The 19,670-nt window shown below is 34.1% G+C and carries 19 protein-coding genes; 7 read left to right on the top strand and 12 right to left on the bottom strand.

All coding sequences use genetic code 11. From position 1 onward, the window contains the following. Positions 1-32: 32 nt before the first annotated feature. The 4 genes from DB895_RS02065 to DB895_RS02050 all read right to left on the bottom strand — a co-directional run bounded on the left by DB895_RS02065 (position 33) and on the right by DB895_RS02050 (position 4,570). A complete protein-coding gene (locus DB895_RS02065) occupies positions 33-863 on the bottom strand; it encodes a mechanosensitive ion channel family protein (RefSeq protein WP_116723694.1) in 831 nt (276 codons plus the stop codon). Positions 864-938: 75 nt separating this feature from the next. Further along, complete coding sequence (locus DB895_RS02060; protein WP_116723693.1) at positions 939-1,415, bottom strand: hypothetical protein; 477 nt, start codon at positions 1,413-1,415, stop codon at positions 939-941. A gap of 54 nt (positions 1,416-1,469) precedes the next feature. Further along, a complete protein-coding gene (locus DB895_RS02055) occupies positions 1,470-3,494 on the bottom strand; it encodes a thioredoxin domain-containing protein (RefSeq protein ID WP_116723692.1) in 2,025 nt (674 codons plus the stop codon). Positions 3,495-3,670: 176 nt separating this feature from the next. Then, the gene (locus DB895_RS02050) at positions 3,671-4,570 is read right to left on the bottom strand and encodes a NifU family protein (RefSeq protein WP_116723691.1); all 900 of its coding nucleotides are present in this window, start codon (positions 4,568-4,570) and stop codon (positions 3,671-3,673) included. A gap of 321 nt (positions 4,571-4,891) precedes the next feature. Between DB895_RS02050 and DB895_RS02040 the strand changes: the two genes are divergently transcribed. Continuing rightward, complete coding sequence (locus tag DB895_RS02040; protein ID WP_116723689.1) at positions 4,892-5,884, top strand: PorP/SprF family type IX secretion system membrane protein; 993 nt, start codon at positions 4,892-4,894, stop codon at positions 5,882-5,884. Positions 5,885-5,933: 49 nt separating this feature from the next. Next, on the top strand, positions 5,934-6,449 hold the full coding sequence (locus tag DB895_RS02035) for a gamma carbonic anhydrase family protein (protein ID WP_116723688.1): 516 nt from the start codon (positions 5,934-5,936) through the stop codon (positions 6,447-6,449). Positions 6,450-6,453: 4 nt separating this feature from the next. Here the strand turns inward: DB895_RS02035 and murI are convergent, their stop codons facing one another. The 8 genes from murI to DB895_RS01995 form a co-directional block, all read right to left on the bottom strand. Next, on the bottom strand, positions 6,454-7,230 hold the full coding sequence (gene murI / locus DB895_RS02030; protein ID WP_116723687.1) for a glutamate racemase: 777 nt from the start codon (positions 7,228-7,230) through the stop codon (positions 6,454-6,456). Positions 7,231-7,309: 79 nt separating this feature from the next. Further along, positions 7,310-7,810 carry an OmpH family outer membrane protein gene (locus tag DB895_RS02025; RefSeq protein ID WP_116723686.1) on the bottom strand — a complete coding sequence of 167 codons (501 nt, stop codon included), beginning with the start codon at positions 7,808-7,810 and terminating at the stop codon, positions 7,310-7,312. Positions 7,811-7,837: 27 nt separating this feature from the next. Beyond that, positions 7,838-8,833: an OmpH family outer membrane protein gene (locus tag DB895_RS02020; RefSeq protein WP_116723685.1), complete on the bottom strand. Its 996-nt coding sequence runs from the start codon at positions 8,831-8,833 to the stop codon at positions 7,838-7,840. A 44-nt stretch (positions 8,834-8,877) separates the two neighbouring features. Beyond that, on the bottom strand, positions 8,878-11,586 hold the full coding sequence (gene bamA / locus DB895_RS02015; RefSeq protein WP_116723684.1) for an outer membrane protein assembly factor BamA: 2,709 nt from the start codon (positions 11,584-11,586) through the stop codon (positions 8,878-8,880). Continuing rightward, positions 11,519-12,259 (bottom strand): isoprenyl transferase, encoded by a 741-nt coding sequence (locus DB895_RS02010; protein WP_116723683.1) that lies wholly within the window; start codon positions 12,257-12,259, stop codon positions 11,519-11,521. Before DB895_RS02010 ends, bamA begins: the two co-directional genes overlap by 68 nt. Positions 12,260-12,262: 3 nt before the next feature. Continuing rightward, on the bottom strand, positions 12,263-12,946 hold the full coding sequence (gene porG / locus DB895_RS02005; protein ID WP_116723682.1) for a type IX secretion system protein PorG: 684 nt from the start codon (positions 12,944-12,946) through the stop codon (positions 12,263-12,265). A 174-nt stretch (positions 12,947-13,120) separates the two neighbouring features. Further along, on the bottom strand, positions 13,121-14,005 hold the full coding sequence (locus DB895_RS02000) for an NAD kinase (protein ID WP_116723859.1): 885 nt from the start codon (positions 14,003-14,005) through the stop codon (positions 13,121-13,123). Between the two features lie 63 nt (positions 14,006-14,068). Next, positions 14,069-14,728, bottom strand: coding sequence for a CBS domain-containing protein (locus tag DB895_RS01995; protein ID WP_116723681.1), 660 nt, complete (start codon positions 14,726-14,728; stop codon positions 14,069-14,071). Positions 14,729-14,830: 102 nt separating this feature from the next. Between DB895_RS01995 and DB895_RS01990 the strand changes: the two genes are divergently transcribed. The 5 genes from DB895_RS01990 to DB895_RS01970 all read left to right on the top strand — a co-directional run bounded on the left by DB895_RS01990 (position 14,831) and on the right by DB895_RS01970 (position 19,596). Beyond that, positions 14,831-15,544, top strand: coding sequence for a pyridoxine 5'-phosphate synthase (locus DB895_RS01990; protein WP_116723680.1), 714 nt, complete (start codon positions 14,831-14,833; stop codon positions 15,542-15,544). 749 nt (positions 15,545-16,293) lie between these two features. Next, positions 16,294-16,599, top strand: a complete 306-nt coding sequence (locus tag DB895_RS01985; RefSeq protein ID WP_116723679.1) for a hypothetical protein — start codon at positions 16,294-16,296, stop codon at positions 16,597-16,599. 843 nt (positions 16,600-17,442) lie between these two features. After that, a complete protein-coding gene (locus tag DB895_RS01980; RefSeq protein ID WP_116723678.1) occupies positions 17,443-18,342 on the top strand; it encodes a hypothetical protein in 900 nt (299 codons plus the stop codon). A gap of 88 nt (positions 18,343-18,430) precedes the next feature. Continuing rightward, positions 18,431-19,198: an alpha/beta fold hydrolase gene (locus DB895_RS01975; RefSeq protein ID WP_116723858.1), complete on the top strand. Its 768-nt coding sequence runs from the start codon at positions 18,431-18,433 to the stop codon at positions 19,196-19,198. Between the two features lie 53 nt (positions 19,199-19,251). Then, on the top strand, positions 19,252-19,596 hold the full coding sequence (locus DB895_RS01970) for a phage holin family protein (protein ID WP_116723677.1): 345 nt from the start codon (positions 19,252-19,254) through the stop codon (positions 19,594-19,596). The last annotated feature ends 74 nt before the right edge of the window (positions 19,597-19,670 follow it).

The raw sequence follows: 19,670 nt of genomic DNA, 5'->3' as shown, positions 1-19,670 counted from the left end.
TTCACAATCGGTATTCACAATATTTTTATATGCTATTGTTGTCTTGAAGTTTCTTTCAGAAAGGGCTGAAAAGAGATTTGTGCCATATCAAAGGCTGTTTTTGAATCTTCTAAAAGATCAGAGCAAACATCAGCAAAATTTTCGTTTTTTGTCCAAACGCGAATGGCAATTTTTATACCGGAATCCGTTAATTCTTTTATGGAAACCGAAGGCTTCGGTTCTTGAAGTATTTTAGGGTTTTTAGCAATAATTTCATAGATAAGATCTTTTGCTTTTTTAAGATTAGTGTCATATGAAATTCCGATGGTTAAATCAGTTTTTCTGCTTTCCTGTTTCGAATAATTGATGATATTTCCGTTAGACAAGGCACCGTTGGGAACAAAAATAACCTGATTGTTTGCCGTCAATAACTGGGTAACAAAGATCTGAATATCGATTACCATTCCTGAAACACCTTGTGCTTCTATGGCATCGCCTAATTTGAAAGGTTTGAAAAGGATAATCAACATTCCACCAGCAAAATTGGATAATGAACCCTGAAGAGACAAACCAACGGCCAGACCAGCGGCGCCAAGAATTGCCACAAAAGAGGATGATTCTATGCCGAGTTTTGAAATTACGGCGATAAAAAGAATAATTCGCAATCCCCAAAAGATGATATCCGATAAAAATTTGATTAAAGTGGGTTCAATTTCTCTCTTCACCATGATTTTTCGAGAAACGTTATTTACGAGTCTAATACCCCAAATCCCTATAAATAAAAGGAGTACCGCTGCAATTAACTTTGGGGAATAATCAATTAAAACTTTTATAAAAGAAGTCGAATATTGTTCGATATAACTTGCGTTTACGATAGGGTTCATTTTTTAAATTTAAAAAAACCTTCCTGATGAGGAAGGTTAAGGTTAATGAGATGCAAAAATAAGATTTTTTAAATTTTAATCGGCATCTTCTTCAATTCTGTTTTTGTTTTCTGCAATAGGTTTGGATTCCTTATGGATGAAATCATTCACTTTTTCTTTTGAGCTGATGAAAGTATCCGAAATTTTTTCTTTTGCCTCATTTGCAAAATTTTCTGCTTTTTCAATAATTGGTGCCGCACTTTCTTTTGCTGAATCAATGACATCTGCTAAAGCATTGCTTGCTTTTTCTTTTGCGATATCAGCATAAACTTCTGCGTTTCCAATAATTGGAGCCACACTTTCTTTTGCCGAATCAATAACATCCGCTATAGCATTGCTTGCTTTTTCCCTGGCAACTTCAGCATAACTCTCGGCTTTTTCAATCATCGGTGCAACACTCTCTTTTGCTTTAGCATAAATATCTTCAGCAATAGTATCTGCTTTGTCTGTTAAGCCCTCGGCAGATTGTTTTCCCGAACCAAACAACTTTTTGATAAACGTTCCAAATCCCATAATAATGTATATTTATTGGTTAATAACCAAATTTACGAATAAAAATTAACTATCTCACAGTAAGGATTTTAAATTTTCATCAACTTCTTCTGAAAGTGCTATGGGGTTGTTGCAGGTTTTGTTTTGACAAACATATAGTAGTGTTTTTTCTGCTACAAATCGATCCTTTAAAAACGGAAGATTTGATTCGTTTTCTGAACCAGCTAAAATAATATTGGGTAAATAGAGTTCATTTATCGCAGAATTATAATCTAAGGCGTCTGAACCACAAAAGGCTATTTCCTTATTTTGTTCGGAATAATTTAAAAACGCATTAAGCCAATTGGAATAAGCGGATGGGTAATCTATGCTCGAAATGATATTTTTAATCATCTGATTAGCAGTTTCTTTGTAGTAAATATTTTCAAAATAGATACTCAATTTAAATAAATTATTGGACATAACGGAGTTGGATGCCGGAATAACATTGTCTTCAGTTTCAAAATGTTTTGCAATTAAAGCAGCATCCAAATTGGAAGTAAAAGCAAAAAATTGGTTTTTTTCGTCGTAAAAATGTTCCAAACAATAATCAGTTAATTGTTTGGCATTATGAAGCCATTTTTCTTCAAAAGTGACCTCGTATAGCGCAATAAAACTCTCAATTACAAAGCAATAGTCTTCGAGGTAACCATTAATCGTGCTTTTTCCGTTCTTGTAATTATGGAGCAAATTTCCTTCTGGAGTCCAAAGGTATTTCAGGATGAAATCGGCATTTTCAATGGCAATTTCGAGATAATTGTCGTCTTTTAATGCCTTGTATGCATCTACAAAACCTTTAAGCATAATGGCGTTCCAGGACGTGAGGCATTTGTCGTCTAACCTTGGTTTGCTTCGTTTTTCTCTTTCTTGGAATAGTATTTGTTCCCAAGATTTCTTTTTGGATTCCAATTCTAAAACCTCCATTTTATGCAAAATGGCAATTTCTTCTAAGGATTGATTTTGTATCAAAACATAATTGTCCTTCTCCCAAAATCCAAAGTTATTGATGTTAAAAACCACCGAAAACAACTCAAAATCGTCTTTTAAAAGTTTTTGTAACGTTGGTTTTTGCCAAACATAAAAGGCCCCTTCTTCCAGTTCTTGTTTTTCGTTTAAACTGTCGGCGTCAAGCGCACAGAAAAAACCACCCTTCTTATTGGTTAATTCTCGTGTAATGAAACCCAGTGTTTTTGTTATAATTTCCTTGTATAAAGGGTTTTTGGTTAGTTTGTACGCATCCGCGTAAAGCGAAACTAATTGCCCATTGTCGTAAAGCATTTTTTCAAAATGAGGAACGTGCCATTTCATGTCGACGGAGTAGCGTGAAAACCCACCGTCAATCGTGTCAAAAATCCCACCGTACGCCATTTTTGTTAAAGTAAGGTTTACAAAATCCAATAACTCTGAATCATTGGTTTGGTAGCCGTATCTTAGAAGGAATTGGTAATTATTAGGCATCATGAACTTAGGCGCACGAGCCATTCCGCCAAATTCTAAATCAAAACTTTTTTTCCATTTTTCTACAAGCGGTTTTATTCGATTTTGATCCAATTCATCCTTTGAATCTTGCTTTTGAACAATGCTAATCGTTTCAATACCTTGGTGTAGTTTTTCAGCATATTCAATCATTTTCTCTGGATTATTTTGATATAGTTTATGCAATTGCTCAAGTGCGTTGATCCATTCTTCTTTTCTAAAATAGGTTCCGCCCCAAATAGGTCTTCCGTCAGGAAGCGCGACAATATTTAAGGGCCAACCACCACGACCGGTCATAATTTGAACCGCTTTCATGTAAACGGCATCAACGTTAGGATGTTCTTCTCGATCTACTTTTATGTTGATGAAATGGGCGTTCATGGTTTGTGCCACTTCGGTATCCTCAAAACTTTCATGTTCCATAACGTGGCACCAATGACAGGCCGAATAACCGATGCTAATAATTATTAGTTGGTTGTTTTGTATGGCTTCTGCCAATGAATTTGTATTCCATGCTTTCCAATTTACGGGATTGCTGGCATGTTGCAATAAATAAGGACTTGTTTCTTGTGATAGTTGATTCATGATTTTTGCATGTTTTTAGCCCGGATTACCTCACTATACTTTTATTTTATTTGGAGTTCAGTAAAAAACTTCGTTTGGAATGAAAATCCCACCTTTTTTACGGCGAATTGTAATGTATAGCCAGATTAGTTCCAAAAAAAAGCGTCTCTAAAGAAACGCTTGATTTATAATTTAGGTTATCCGTTTAAGGCTTCTACAATAATATCTTTGTCGTTTAACATGTCTTTCAGCATGTTTTCAATACCACTTTTTAGGGTAAATGTTGAAGAGGGACAGCCGTTACAAGCGCCTTGTAGTACCACTTTTACCCGTTTTTCTTTTTCGTCATAGGAATCGAAAAGGATGTTTCCGCCATCGGCAGCAACGGCAGGTTTTACGTATTCTTCAAGAATGTTGATAATTTGCTGTGAAGTCGTATCGAGATTGTCGAAATTTTCAATTTTTTGTTTTTCAATTTTTGGACTTGAAACCATAAGACTTTCGTCAAGAGCGGTTCCGCCGTTTTCAATATATTGTTTAATGAAAGAGCGTAATTCCAAAGTAATTTCTTCCCATTCGTTGACAGCATATTTAGTGATGGAAACGTAATTTTCATCTATAAAAACTTCTTTCACATAAGGAAATTTGAATAATTCCTTTGCTAATGGAGACGCATTTGTTTCGTCTATGTTTTTGAATTCTACTGCTGTTTTAGTTAGCATTCTGCTTACAACAAATTTCAAAACAGCAGGATTTGGGGTGGTTTCTCCGTAAACGGTTGCGGGTTGTTTCTTAGATTTTGTTTCATTGGCAGTAATTATAACTCCGCCTTTGTTGACATATTCTTCAATTTGTTCTGCAACGGCTTCCTTAACATCGCTCCAATCTACAATACTAAATCGCTCTATAGCTATGAAATTGCTTGATATATAAACGGTTTTTACAAAAGGCAAATAGAATAATTGTTGGGCAAGTGGCGAATTTTGTGCCTCATCGATGTTCTTAAACTCGAAACTTTCGTTTAAGGTAATAAAGTCTGGAAATTCAAATTTTAATATGGCAGGATTATTAGTTTCTTTAAAAATTAATTTGATCATGATTTTATATTTTTTACAAATTTAACAAAGATATTAGGAGTGAATAATTAATTTTGGACAATTAAACAATAAATTAACGTTTTAGTATTTTGCTGTTGAAGCAATGAGGTATAAAAAATATGCGGATATAAAAAAAACTAATTTTTTTAGCCGAATAATGTTTTTTTTGATAAAAAAACATTCAAAAATTTATATATTTGGGCGCAACTTAGATAAAGTGATTTGTGTCTGCATTTTTTTTGAGGACAAAGTTAATTTTGAGGATGGATTTCCTTTTAATTATGGAAGAATGAGGATTGTATTTAATAAAATAAAAAATAAATGAATTTTAAAAAAGTATTTTTAGTTGTCCTGTTTGCAACACAATTTTCATTTTCTCAAGAAGGTATTTCAGTTTATTCGGATTACCTATCGGATAATTATTATTTGTTACATCCCTCGATGGCAGGTGCCGCAAATTGTTCTAAATTACGATTAACAGCACGCCAGCAATGGTTTGGACAAACGGATGCCCCTGCGTTACAAACGATAAGTTTTAATGGCAGAATTGGCGATTTTGACGGAGCTGGAGCAATTGCTTATAATGATAGAAATGGATATCATTCTCAAACAGGATTGAAGTTGTCCTATGCTCATCATATCATGTTTTCTAGGGATAATGTCGATTTGAATCAACTGTCCTTTGGTGTGAATGTTGGTGTTGTCCAGAGTAAATTAGATGAAACTGAATTTTTGGGGGCGTTTGGGTTTGACCCGATTGTTGCAGGTACCATTCAAACGGACTCTTATTTTAACGTAGATATTGGAGCATCTTACAACTACTTGGATTTTTATGTTCATGCTACAGTGAAAAACGCCATAGAAACCAGAAGGGAACTATACACTTCATACGAAAGTGATAACATTAGGAAAATAATATTAAATGCGGGTTATACTTTTGGTCAGGAAGACGGTTTGCTAATGGAGCCATCGATCATGTTTCAATCTATTGGTCAAACCAAAGAAAAAACAGTCGACTTGAATTTTAAGCTCTACAAACCGTTGGATTTTGGAAAACTTTGGGGTGGATTGTCCTATAGAAGGAGTTTGGACGGAGCTGAATATGTTGAAGGAGGAAGCGTAAAGTCACAAAAACTTCAGTATATCACACCAATTATAGGGTTAAATTATCAAAATTTTATGTTCTCCTACACCTATTCGTATTTAACAGGAGCTGTTAATTTTGATAATGCAGGTTACCATCAAATTACTTTAGGGATGGATTTATTTTGCAAAAAAGAAAAATACCACTGTAATTGCCCTGCAATTAATTAGAAATTATATCATTATGTCCCGATTCATTCGGGACTATTTTTTTAGAGCTATGTTGATAAAATCGGTTAATGGTAAAACCCCGTCTATTCCAAAGGATTGCTATGTTGCAGAAAATGCCACAATTGTAGGTGAGGTCACATTTGGGCACTCTTGTAGTGTTTGGTTTAATGCAGTCATAAGAGGAGATGTTAACACCGTAATGATTGGGAATAAAGTCAACATTCAAGACGGTGCTATAATCCATTGCACGTACCAAAAACATGCTACCCATATAGGAAACAATGTTTCTATTGGCCATAATGCGATTGTTCATGGCTGCACCGTTCATGACAATGTGTTGATAGGTATGGGAGCTATTATTATGGATAATTGTGTTGTTGAAAGCAATTCGATAATTGCTGCCGGCGCAGTGGTTACTCAAAATACCGTGGTTAAGTCTGGAAGTATTTGGGCGGGAGTTCCGGCAAAGAAAGTTAAAGATATTGACCAATCTGATTTTGCAGGAGAAATCGAACGCATTTCTAACAATTACGTAATGTATTCAAGTTGGTTTAAAGAGGAATAAGTTTCTAAAAATCTTTTTTAATCACTTCATATTCGTTTTTTAAAATTCCGCTAAGGACTTTAGGGTTTCCATTTGTATAGAAAATAGCCTTGCCTTTCCCCGGAGCATGCTCGCCAATTTTTTCTTGTATTATTTTTTGAGATTGCCTAGCTACTGCTTCCCCAGAATCTATTATTTTTATATGATTTGGAAGTATTTTTTTTATTTGAGGAATCAAATACGGATAATGGCTACAGCCTAAAACCAAATAATCAATATTAGCCTCCATCATAGGTTGAAGATAGGAGTGAAGCAATAGGGTCATTTCTGAAGAGTTGATTTCCCCATTTTCAATCAGTTCCACCAAGCCATGACCTATTTGTTCCACAATTTTAGTGTCTTGGTATATTTCTACGGTTTTATTAAAAAGCTCGCTGCTCAAAGTCCCCTTTGTTGCTAAAACGCCTATGGTTTGGGTCTTTGAATTTAATGCTGCTGGTTTTATTGCGGGCTCTATCCCTATAATAGGCACTTGATACATAGATCTTAACTCTTTTATGGCATTTGTTGTTGCAGTATTGCAAGCTACCACAATAAGCTTGGCATTCATCTCCAAAAGAATTTCCGTGTTTTTAATGCTTAATGCAATGATTTCTCGTTTTGATTTTTTCCCGTAGGGGGCATTTTTACTGTCAGCTAGATAAATGGTGTCTTCATTTGGGAGAAGTTCATGTATGGCTGACCAAATGGACGTCCCTCCAATTCCTGAATCAAAAAGACCTATGGGTTGATTGTTAATCATGAATCAAATATAAAAAAAACTGCTCAATTTCGAAATTTCGAATGAGCAGTTTCTCTATTTTATTAAAAAGGAGTTTAGACTAAAATCCCAAATCTTTTTTTACATCAGCAGTTAAGTTTGGACCATCTGCCAAAAGTAACCCTTCAGAATTTAAAACATATTGAAAGCCTTTAGCTTTACCTACTTTTGCAATTGAAACTTTCACTTTTTCCATGATAGGTTTTACAATTTCAGATTCTTTTTGTTGCAATTCTTTTTGCGCATTGTCTCTATAATCTACAATTCTTTTTTGCATGTCCTGAACTTCTTTAGATCTTGTGTCATTGACGGCCTCTGTAACTGTTGAAGCCTCTTGCTCGTATTTTTTTAATTTGTTTTGGTATTCTTCAACCATTCCTTTATACTCTGTGTCATAAGTACCGCTCAGCTTTTCTAATTGTTTTTGAGCTTCCAACATTGCAGGCATTTTTGACATTATTTCACTAACATCAACATGAGCTGTTTTAGATTGTGCATTTATAGCCTGGTTGCCACTTAGGAATATTACGGCTGCTATCAATAAAGTTTTGATTTGTTTCATCGTTTTAAATATTAATTAATTATTGTTTTATTTTGCTTTTTCTTCTTTTGCTTTTTTTGCAGCTTCTCTATCTTCCAGTGCTTTTTTCTTTCTATCTTCTAATGCTTTTTTGCGTTCTGCAAGAATTCTTTCTCTTTCTGTGGCAGCTTTTTGTTTCGAATCAACCTCAGTACCATCTATAGCTTTTTTGGTTTGGCTTTCTGGCGAAATGGTGTCAGTTTTATCAGTAGTTTTGAGTGTTTCTGTTTTTGCAGGAACTTCTACCCCTTTTTTCTTAGCTTCCTTTTCTGCCAATAATTGTTTTCTTTGTTCCTCAGCAGCCTTTCTCTTTTCTTCAGCTGCTAATTTTTTGTCGGCAATTATTTTTTCTCTAGTTGCTTTTTTGTTGTCAAGACTTTTTTGTTTTTCGTCTGAAGCGGGAGCATCGTCTGCCATGTCTTCTTTCGCCTGTTTTGCTTCTTCTTCTTTGAGTTGTTTTGCATTAAGCTGATTCCTCTTAGTACTTCTTGTAATTACCCGGATCACTTGGTCACTGATGTCAAATCGTTTAGCCGCGAATAACATGGTCAAGTCGGACGATTTGTCAAAAATAAAATCATATTTCTTCGCTTCGGCTATATCTTGCGTAGCTGTAAAAACTTGGTCTTGAATGGGCTGTGCAAGAACTGCTTTTTGAATGGCTAAATCTCCATTTGGGCCAAATCTTTTTTGCTGATAATCTAACAATTCCGTTTCCTGAAAAGTAATTTCTTCTTCTCTTTCTTGGATTAATTCCTTAGTCAGTAAAACTTTTTCTGCCTTTAAGGCCTCTTTAAGATTTGTGACTACATTTTTCTTAGCTTCTACTTCTTGTTTCCACTTTTGCGCTTTTTGTTCTAACTGGTTTTTTGCTTCCATGTAATCAGGAACATTTTGCAAAATATATTCCATGTCGATATAGCCTATTTTAACTCCTCTAGACTGTGCATGAACCGTTGTTGATGCAGCCATGATTAAAATCAGCAATAAAATATGTTTTCTCATAACCTAAATTTTATTAGAAAATACCGTGCCAAATATAGTTATTTTTAAAATTGTTGGCCAATTATAAAATGAGTTTCCATTCCATGTGCCTTAGATTCTCCGGTTAGCGCGTCAAAACCATAGCCAAAATCAATACCTAACAATCCAAACGCAGGCATGAAAATTCTTAAACCGGCTCCAGCCGAACGTTTTAAAGCAAACGGATTGTATTGCCTAAAAGTATCGTATGCTTGTCCTGCTTCAAGAAAGGATAATACGTAGATAGAGGCAGCCGATTTTAATGTTATTGGATATCGCATCTCTAAAGAAAATTTGTTATAGATGGTACCTCCTACATTTGAAGATAATGAATTGTTAGGGTAACCTCTCAACTGAATGGTTTCCCGTCCGTCTTGAGCATAATTAGCTAATCCATCTCCACCAACATAAAATCTTTCAAATGGAACCATTCCCCTATCTTTATTATAGGTTCCCAGATACCCGAATTCACCCAAAGAACGCAGTACTAATTTACCATAAATTTTAGTAAACCAATCTGCTTTGAATTTTATTTTATAGTATTCGAGCCAATTGAATTTTTTCTGGTCTATTTTTCCCTGATCGATTCCTGCTTCTTGGTAGGTTTCTACCTTTTGTCCAGCATCATTATAATATTCGCCAGGTTGAATATCTCCATTTGATCCTGAAATTGCAGTAGTTCCATTATTTCGTTTTTTATATTCTGCCTGATTTTTTAAATCGGCATAATCAATGCCATTAAACAAAGAATAAGGCAAAGTAAATTTACCCATAACACTAAATTCGGAGCCATAGGTTGGAAAAATAGGATTAACCCCTTTATTATTTCTGGTTAGTCCTACAGTATAGGATAAGTTTCTTGACGATCCGTTACTGAAGTTTCTGAATAATCCGGTATTATAATTGTTTAAATCATAAAATTGGAAAGCAACCGATTGAGATAAAACGAAAAAATCATCAGGGACACTTAACCTTTTTGCTATACCCGCAGAGAGTGAAATGATATTAAAACTTTTGCTTTTATCTACGCCATAGCTAAACTGACTTCCGGCAAATTGTTTACTGTAAGCAAAAGAGGAGCTAAATTGCACTGGTTTTTTTCCTCCAAACCAAGGTTCAGAAAAGGATAAACTGTAAGTTTGGAAATAAGTACTTCCTTGCAAACGAAGGGCTACTTTTTGACCATCTCCCATAGGAAGTGGCTTGTAGGCTTCTTTATTAAACAAATTTCTAACGGAAAAATTATTAAATGATAATCCTAAAGTTCCAATGAAACCACCCCCGCCATAACCCCCTTGAAGTTCAATTTGGCTAGAGCCTTTTTCGACAAGATTGTATTCGATATCAACTGTTCCGGCACCAGCATCAACATTTTTGAATTTTGGGTCAATAGCTTCAGGGTCAAAAAAGCCCAGTTGTCCAATTTCCCGAATGGTTCTTACTAATTCTTCTTTGCTGTATTTTTGGCCTGGTTTTGTTCTCAATTCACGGTAAATCACTTTGTCATTGGTTTTGTCATTTCCAACTACCGTTATTTTGTTGAAATAGGCTAATGGTCCTTCAGTGACTCTAATTTCAAAATCAATCGTGTCATTGGCTGTTTTTACCTCAACGGCATTGATGTTTGAAAACAAATACCCATTGTTTTGGTATAAATTGGTAATGTCTTCTCCGTCTGGTTTGGATTTGTCGGCAATTCGTTTTTCAAGCAGAACCCCGTTGTAAACGTCTCCTTTTTTGATACCCAACATTCTGCTTAAACCCTGATCCGAATAAATGGTATTCCCCAGAAACTTAATGTTTCCAAAATAGTATTTATGGCCTTCTTCAACAGTAATAGCTATGGCTAATTTATCTTGTTCTTTAAGATAAGTCACGCTGTCAGAAACAATACGTGCATCTCGGTACCCCTTCTCTTTGTATTTGTCAATAATTTTGACTAAATCTTCTTTGTATTTGGCGCTGATAAATTTTGAAGATTTTAAAATTCTAAGACGGTTGATTTGTTTTGTGTCTTTCATCGCGCCACGAAGTTTAGCGTCTGTAAACTTTTCGTTGCCGTGAAATACAATTTCTTTTATTTTTATCTTTTCGCCTTTGTCAATTTTAACAAGCATTTTTACATTATTGCCCTCAGTAGTATCGGCAATTGTGTTTATTGTCACTTTGGTGTTGTAAAAACCGTCTTTTTTGTATTTGTTTTCGATGTAGTTTTTGGTAGTGGTAACTAAATTCTCATTTACTATTTTGCCTTTGGTTAAACCGTTGTCTTTTATCAGAGGTTCGGTTTTGTTTTTCTTTATGCCTACAAATTTAACTTCACTTAATTTTGGCAGTTCATTAATGTTTAGCTCCAGAAAGATGCTGTCTCCTTCGGTTTTGTTGATGTAAAAATCGATGTCGCTAAAAAGCCCTAATTTACCAAGTTTTTTAACGGCATTACTTATTTCTTCTCCAGGAATGGTAACCTCTTGGCCTTTTTCCAGTCCCGCAAAGGTTACTACGGTTTGTTCATTGTAACTAATTTTACCGGTAACTTTTACATTGGCAAGAATGTATTTTTTACCTTGGTCAAATGGCACTCTGTCTTGTGCCTTGAGTTGTGAGATGGTTCCGAAAAATACTATTGTTAAGACTAATTTGATGCTTTTATGTAACACTAAAAAATTATTTAATTTGTTCACTTGTTTTTCCAAATCTACGTTCTCTTTTTTGATAACTGATAATAGCCTCATACAAATTCTCGTCTTTAAAGTCTGGCCATAAAACATCGGTAAAATATAATTCGGCATAGGCAATTTGCCACAACAAAAAATTACTTATTCTATGCTCACCGCTGGTTCTTATTAATAAATCTACGTCTGGCAAATTTTGCGTGTAAAGATGCTCATTAATAATTGATTCGTCAATAGCGTCTATTGAAATTATATTATTTTTAACTTTATCACTGATGCTTTTAACCACATTCACAAGTTCTTCTCGCGATCCATAACTTAAAGCCAAAGTCAGCACCATTTTAGAATTGTTTGCCGTTTTGTCAATTACATCTTTAAGCTCTTTTTGTGCTGATTTTGGCAACAAATCAAGATTTCCAATGGAATTTAATTTTATGTTGTTGTCAACAAGGGTCTTAAGTTCCTTTCTTAGTGAATTGATTAATATTTTCATTAACGCATTCACTTCTAATTTTGGTCTGTTCCAATTTTCTGAAGAAAACGTGTACAGTGTTAGGTTTTCAATGCCCAGTTTGGCACAGGTTTCCACAATATGCCTTACGGATTTGGTGCCGTTTTCGTGACCGAAAACCCTTAAAAATCCTTTTTGCTTGGCCCAACGACCATTGCCATCCATAATGATGGCAAGATGTTTAGGTAAATTTTCTTTATTTATACTGTCTAATAAGCTCATAATCTAATCTGCACAATAACAAGGTTTGTTTCCAAAAGTATAGGTTAATGTAAATCCAGTAAAAACATACCAATCCTTACTGTTTATATTTCCAAATTTTAAATTTTCTAAATTTGTATTCGTTGGATTGCTCCCGTCTAAATCATCTTTAAAACTATATCTTGCCCCAGCTTCAAGTCCCAGTATAAGGTGTCCTGCTAATCTGGTTTTTATACCCAATATCATCGGAATGGCAAGTGTTCCGTGAGTTTCATCAATTTCGGCTTTTCCATTAACAAAATATAGACCGTCATAACGAGTGTAGCTTAATCCAGAATATACATAGGGTGTTAATTTTGGTTTTGAATCATGCAAATTGAAATCGAAAAAATTAAATTCAAGACCAGCTGCCACTTCTTTTATGCTGTTTTCAAATTCATACCCTCTTTGTTTTCTTGCGGGATCGGTAGCATTTTTATCATCAGAAATTATTTTAGACATTGTATAGGAAAATCTCCAAGAATGTCTCGGACTTTTATTCCATTTATACAAAATACCAAAAGCAGCTTGGTTTGGAGCTATATAATCCGTTTTTCCAATTTCTCCAATATAATTGCTCCCTCCTAAGAACACTCCAATTTCATGGATTTGTGCTTTTGTTGTCGTAAGACCAAAAAATAAAAATAAAAAAATAAAAAGTCTATTCATTGTTTTTTTAACAATAGCTTGCAAATATAATAATTATGAATACTATATGGCTATCAAATTAGTATTTGTGTTAAATTATTATTGTTTGGGTTAATAAAAACCAATCATTGAGTAAAGGCTTAGTAGGGAAACGATAATGGATGGGTTGTAGTATAAAAACAGATTGAAATAAACTTAATTTCTTTTGTCTTCTCCCCAAAGTAGTTTGTTTCGAAGCGTTTTAAGGAAGGTTTCCTCGGGAATTTCCACCATGTTGATTTTAAAGGGAGTTTTTTTGATAATTAGCACCGATTCGTTTTTTACCGATGCAATTCTAGAATCTAACGAAACGAGATAGTTTTCTTCTCTTCCAGAAACCTTAAGGCGAATTTCGGTTTTGTCTGGTATGACTAAAGGTCTTGCGTTTAAATTGTGTGGGGCAATGGGTGTAATTACCAGGCTTTTTACTTCAGGAATTAAAATTGGACCACCACAACTCATTGAATAGCCGGTAGATCCGGTCGGTGTGGCAATAATTAATCCATCAGCCCAATAGGAGTTCAAATATTCGCCATTCAAATAGGTTTCAATAGTAATCATCGAAGCGGTATCTTTTCGGCTTACCGTAATTTCATTCATAGCAAAATTGATATCTTGAATGGCCTCGTTTTTTGGACTACAATTCAAAGATAAAAGAGTTCTGGGCGAAATGGTGTACTTTTTTTCAATCACAAGCTGTAAAAAAGCTTCAATATTTTCTTTTTGTATCGATGCTAGAAAACCCAGCCTGCCTGCGTTAATGCCTAGAATAGGGATTTCCGATTTTCGGACTAGGGTGGCAGCCCTTAATATGGTTCCGTCACCGCCAATGCTTATGAACATGTCAAAAGTAGCATCTAATTCCGTATGCGAGTTAAAAGTTTTGTATTCTTTTTTAATGATTTTTTTCTCGTATAACATTTCCGAAAATACTTCTTCGATAACCATTTCAACATTATTCTTGTTGAAAAAGACAAAAATATCATTGATTATTGATTCTGTGCTATTCCGGTAATATTGCCCGTAGATGGCTACTTTCATATGGTTATCAATTCGTTGATTGGGTTGTTTGTCTAATCGCATTACAAATAACCCAAATACTATTTAAATATTAAGGTATTTGTCCAAATAATCCGAACGGTCTTTCAGGGTATTAATATAATTGTCTTCCTGATGTTCAGAAATGATCTCATAATTGTATCGTCTAAACGTTTGAATGATGGTATTCATCGCGCCCAAGCTAATTTTAATAGTGATTTGCACACTTTGTACATCAGATTCTGAAATGAATAAGCCTAAGATTTTGCCGTTATTGCTTTCCACAATTTGGGTAATTTCACTCATCGAATAATCCAAGATGGGTTTTTTTACGACAATGATGCCTCCAGATTCTTTCAGAAATGGAGTTTCATGAAAAAATTTAACCATGTCCACTAATTCATAATAGCCCAGATATTGGTTGCTTTCGTCTAAAACAGGAACAATATCGGTATGGTTTTTAGCAAAAACTTCTAAAACATCCAGCCAAATCATTGAGTTTCGGGCATAAAAACCTTCTAAAGTGTACCTGTAATCACTCACTTTCTTGTCCGCATCAAAGGTTTCAACATCGTCTAAGGTAATACAGCCCATATAAACCCCTTCTTCCAGCACCGGAAAGTGAGAAAACGGCAACTCATGAAAATAGTCATTAACTTCAGCAATGGTTTCGTTGCTTGTTATCGCCTTGTAATCGTTGGAGATATAGTCTTTAATTTCTGTCATAATTACGGAATTAAATAGTTCATGCAAATTAATCAATAATATGCAATATCACCTAGTTTAACTTTGTATTTTTGCACAATCAATTTCAAAAATCATTTTACAATGACAAAGTTAAGTGTAAATATTAACAAAATAGCCACTTTAAGAAATGCTCGTGGAGGAAATGTCCCAGATTTATTGCAAGTTGCTCGGGATATTCAGCGTTTTGGAGGACAAGGTATCACGATTCATCCAAGACCGGACGAGCGTCACATTCGGTATCAGGACGCACGCGACTTAAAAACTATTGTTTACACGGAATACAATATCGAAGGAAATCCAGAAAAAAGTTTTATTGATCTCGTTCTAGAAATAAAGCCAACGCAAGTTACCTTGGTTCCGGATGCTATTGATGCCATCACGTCAAATGCGGGTTGGGACACCATAAAACACCACTCTTTTCTAACAGAAATCGTTCAGGAATTTCAGCGCAACAACATAAGAACTTCCATTTTTGTTGATCCCGTTCTGGAAATGATAGAAGGAGCGAAAGCCACTGGAACTGATCGGATAGAACTGTACACCGAGGCTTTTGCTCATGATTACGGTTTAGGCAACAAAAACGGGATTCAACCCTACATAGTTTCGGCAAATTTGGCGAATGAATTGGGATTGGGAATCAATGCCGGACACGATTTAAGTTTAGACAATATCCAGTTTTTTAAACAAAACATCCCTAATTTACTGGAAGTTTCCATTGGGCACGCTTTGATTTCTGAGGCCATTTATCTTGGATTGGAAAATGTAGTGAATATGTATTTGCAGAAATTAAAGTAACCCGTTGGGTGTAATTGATGAAAATTTAAATTATAGAATAAATAAAAAATTGAACCACATAGAAACATAGAAAAAAAGAGTTGGATAGCCCAATATTTGGGTTCACATGGCTATGTTTTTCTCAAATAAAGTGAAACGCCTTTCAAAATTCATAAAATCTATGTCTCTATGTGGCTAAAAATTAAACAATTTTGAATTACACCCAACGGGTTAAAGTAAAAAAATTGGGGCGTGACCACAAGGGTCAGGCTGTACGTTGCAATCTGTCCCGTTAAAAAACGAGACAGGATTTTCACTTCCATCCTTCACGCAAAAGTCATAATTAATATTTAAAACTCTCTTTTCTCTGAAGTATTCGATTAAAACAGGGCTGCTTCGCAAATGTCTCCTGACTTTGCGGAATTTTTCTATAAAAATTGTATCTTCGAAAAAATTCGTTATGTAATAGTTTGAGTTGGTTTACCAATTTTTTGTAAATGTTTTAAATCCAAATTCGATTCTAAAATATAACAGCTAGGATTAATTTTCTAAAGATAGTTCCGCAAAGTCAGGAGACATTTGCGGAGCGTTGCGGTACAATAGAACACTTTGCGGAGCTGGGGGACATTTGCGGAGCGCCGATACACACTTCGGAGATCGGGGTAGAAATGATAAAAAATGGTAAAACATACGAACTTGAAGTTCTCTATCATGAAGCGAGTAACTCAATTTGGCATTTTCAATATAGTCCAATTAAACCTTAATAAATTATGTGTTACAATATAAATGACAAAAGAAGATTGTATTGGCTTTTAGATGAATATTTATTAACTAAAATTAATGAATCTACTTTTTCTGATGAATTTCATAACACTTTTGTCAATGAATTAGATTATAACGATTTTAAGGAAATAGAATATTCTATTTTTTTTGAATTAAGTAATATATCTGAAAAATTTTCTCCTTATGAAGAGGATCATAAATTATGGTCTGGTTTTACAACAGTAGAAGAATTGAAGAAAAAAATAGTTGAAACAAAAGAAAAATTAAAATCTTTAAATTTTTTGGATAAGTAAATGTAATATATTCCCAAGGCTACAGCTCCGCAAAGAGTTCCTATGAAAAGCTCCGCAAATGTCTCCTGACTTTGCGGAATTTTTCTATAAAAATTGTATCTTCGAAAAATTCGTTATGTAATAGTTTGAGTTGGTTTACCAATTTTTTGTAAATGTTTTAAATCCAAATTCGATTCTAAAATATAACAGCTAGGATTAATTTTTTAAAGATATTTCCGCAAAGTCGGGAGACATTTGCGGAGCGTTGCGGTACAATAGAACACTTTGCGGAGCTGGGGCTTTAGTATATCAGTATAAGTACTGCTCCTCTCACGATTCTTTTATAAAAAAGGGTTCCATTTAAGGAATTATTTTGAAAATGAAGATGTTATGGTGTTGTTGAATAATAGAGGTTGGTCCGAAGTTTTAGAATAGAAAAAAGAAAACCCCGATCGATCGGATATACTCACCTATGATAGTCCCCCGATGGCACGGATATGACAAAATATTCTCGTGAACGATAGCGCGGATTTACAATCCGTGCCCAAAAAGTAAAGCAAACAAACTACAACCATAAAAAGTTGTAGTTTTGTTGTTTAAAAAAGAAATTATGCGGATTTAGAAAATGATTTAGCCGTTATTTTGTTAGATTTGTTTTGAATTTGATTGTGGGCACGGATTGCAAATCCGCGCTATCGGGCGCAGGTTTTAGAAAATGATTTAGGCGTTATTTTGTTAGATTTGTTTTGAATTTGATTGTAGGCACGGATTGTAAATCCGCGCTATCGGGGATCGGGGATGCAGTATAGAATCAATCACTCCTGGAAGAACTATTACGATAATAAGACCTAAAAAATAAGTGTTATGAAAGTAAAATTAAATCTTATTGTAATTATATTATATATAATATTTTGTTCATGCCAAAACCAGCATAATTATAAAGTAGAAGAAAAATATTATGCTTCTACAAATTTAAAATATCTAATAAAATTTAATCAAAATAGTAAAGTAAAAGAATTTTTCACCTTTTATGATACTTCTGATAAAATGCCATTTAAGAAGATATATAGAAAAAATAACTATGATAGTATAATCTATTATTATAATAATAAGAAGACATATAAAGTTGGTCTCCAAGATTTCAAAAAGAGAAAATTTGGAAATTGGAAATGTTATACGCGCGAAGGGTTTTTAAGTGAAACGAGGGAATATTTTATTGTCGGAGATGATTATATCCTTAATAGACAATGGTATTTTAATAAACAAGGAGATACATTGTGGTGTGCAAAGAAATTTAATCATTATAATCAAAAAGAATTTGAGAATGACACTCTTGTATCAAGAAACTCAAGTATGATTCGTTTTAAGTTTTATTCAAAAGATACGATTAGTATTGATAAACCTTTTGCAGTTGCTGTAATTTGTAATAGCCCATTATTAAGAGAGTATAATTCTCAGATTATGATGTTGTTGGGAAAAGAAACAAATAATTTTAATAAAAACTTTTCAAATGATAGAGTTGTAAAATTAGATACGTTTAATAATTTGAATATGGATAAAGTAAATAAAGTAAATTTTCCAAAAGCAAATCCTAATTATGTTGTTGCCTTTGGGAGATGGTTTGATACTCCTGGAAAAAAAACACTAAGGGGCTATATGCTTGAATATTTTAATCGTAAACCCACCAAAAACGATAGCATCACTGGAGGGGAAAGAAAAGTTTATTTTGAAAAGATAGTTTATGTTAAAGATACAGTAAAATAGATTTAGTATAAAGAACAATTTCATAAATTTTTTAAATTTGCAGATGAAGTTTGGGGGCAATAATTTAATTCCCAAATTCCACATCATCATGCTCTACTCAAAAATAGAAGGACAAGGCAAATCGCTTCTTATTCTTCATGGATTTTTAGGAATGTCTGACAATTGGAAATCCCTGGGAACACAATATTCGGCCGGAGGTTTTCAGGTTCACATGCTCGATTTGCGCAATCATGGTCGGAGTTTTCATGCGGAGGAATTTAATTATGATGTTATGGCGCAGGATATTTTAGAGTATTGTGAAGGCCATAACTTAGAAAGTATCGATATCATAGGGCATTCTATGGGCGGAAAAGTGGCCATGTTGTTTGCGGTTAACTATCCTGAAAAAGTAGATAAATTAATTGTGGCCGATATTGGTCCAAAATATTACAGCCCCCATCATCAGGAGATTCTTGCGGGACTAAATGCAGTCGATTTTTCTAAAAAACCAGAGCGAAACCAAGTTGATGAGATTCTAAAAACACATATCTCTGATTTTGGAACGCGACAATTCCTGATGAAAAACCTTTATTGGAAAGAACCAACACAACTGGCATTCCGTTTCAATCTGGATGTTTTTAATAAACAAATGGAGCAAATAGGGGCGGCACTCCCGGAAGGTTCCTTTTTCGAGAAACCAACCTTGTTTTTAAGAGGTGGCAATTCTGGTTACATCAAAGAAGAAGATTTCAATAACATCAAACAGCATTTCCCCAAGGTAACAATTAAAACGATTCCCAATGTGGGTCATTGGCTTCATGCCGAAAACCCTAAAGCATTTTATGAAATAACGACTGATTTTTTAGAAGGAAATTAATTTTTTAAAATGATTAAAATGTTTTATATTTATTAAAATTTAAATAAAAAATCATGAAATTACTTTTCAGAATTTTAGTCACGGCCATTCTGGTAATGATTATTGCTCGCTTTATGCCTGGAGTTAAGGTGGAGAGCTTCACTACTTCGATTATCGTTGCAGTGGTTTTAGGATTGCTTAATCTTTTTATAAAACCTGTTTTGGTTATATTAACCTTACCGGTGACAATTGTAACTTTAGGATTGTTTTTATTGGTAATTAATGCTGTTTTAATTCTTTTTTGCACAAAAATTGTGGGAGGGTTTTATGTTAATACATTCTGGACGGCACTGTTTTTCAGTATCATTTTGTCGATTTTACAGTCAATTATGTTTTTTATTACGAGTGGAGATAAATAATTAAGCGACAATAAATTAAAAACTTGGTTGGGTTGCAAAAATGTTATAATTTTGCAACCCAATTTTATTATGTA

Origin of the sequence: Flavobacterium psychrotolerans (assembly GCF_003097635.1) — a bacterium.
Lineage (GTDB): Bacteria > Bacteroidota > Bacteroidia > Flavobacteriales > Flavobacteriaceae > Flavobacterium > Flavobacterium psychrotolerans.
The sequence above is the reverse complement of the archived record's forward strand: the minus strand, read 5'-3'. Positions and strand labels throughout refer to the sequence as shown.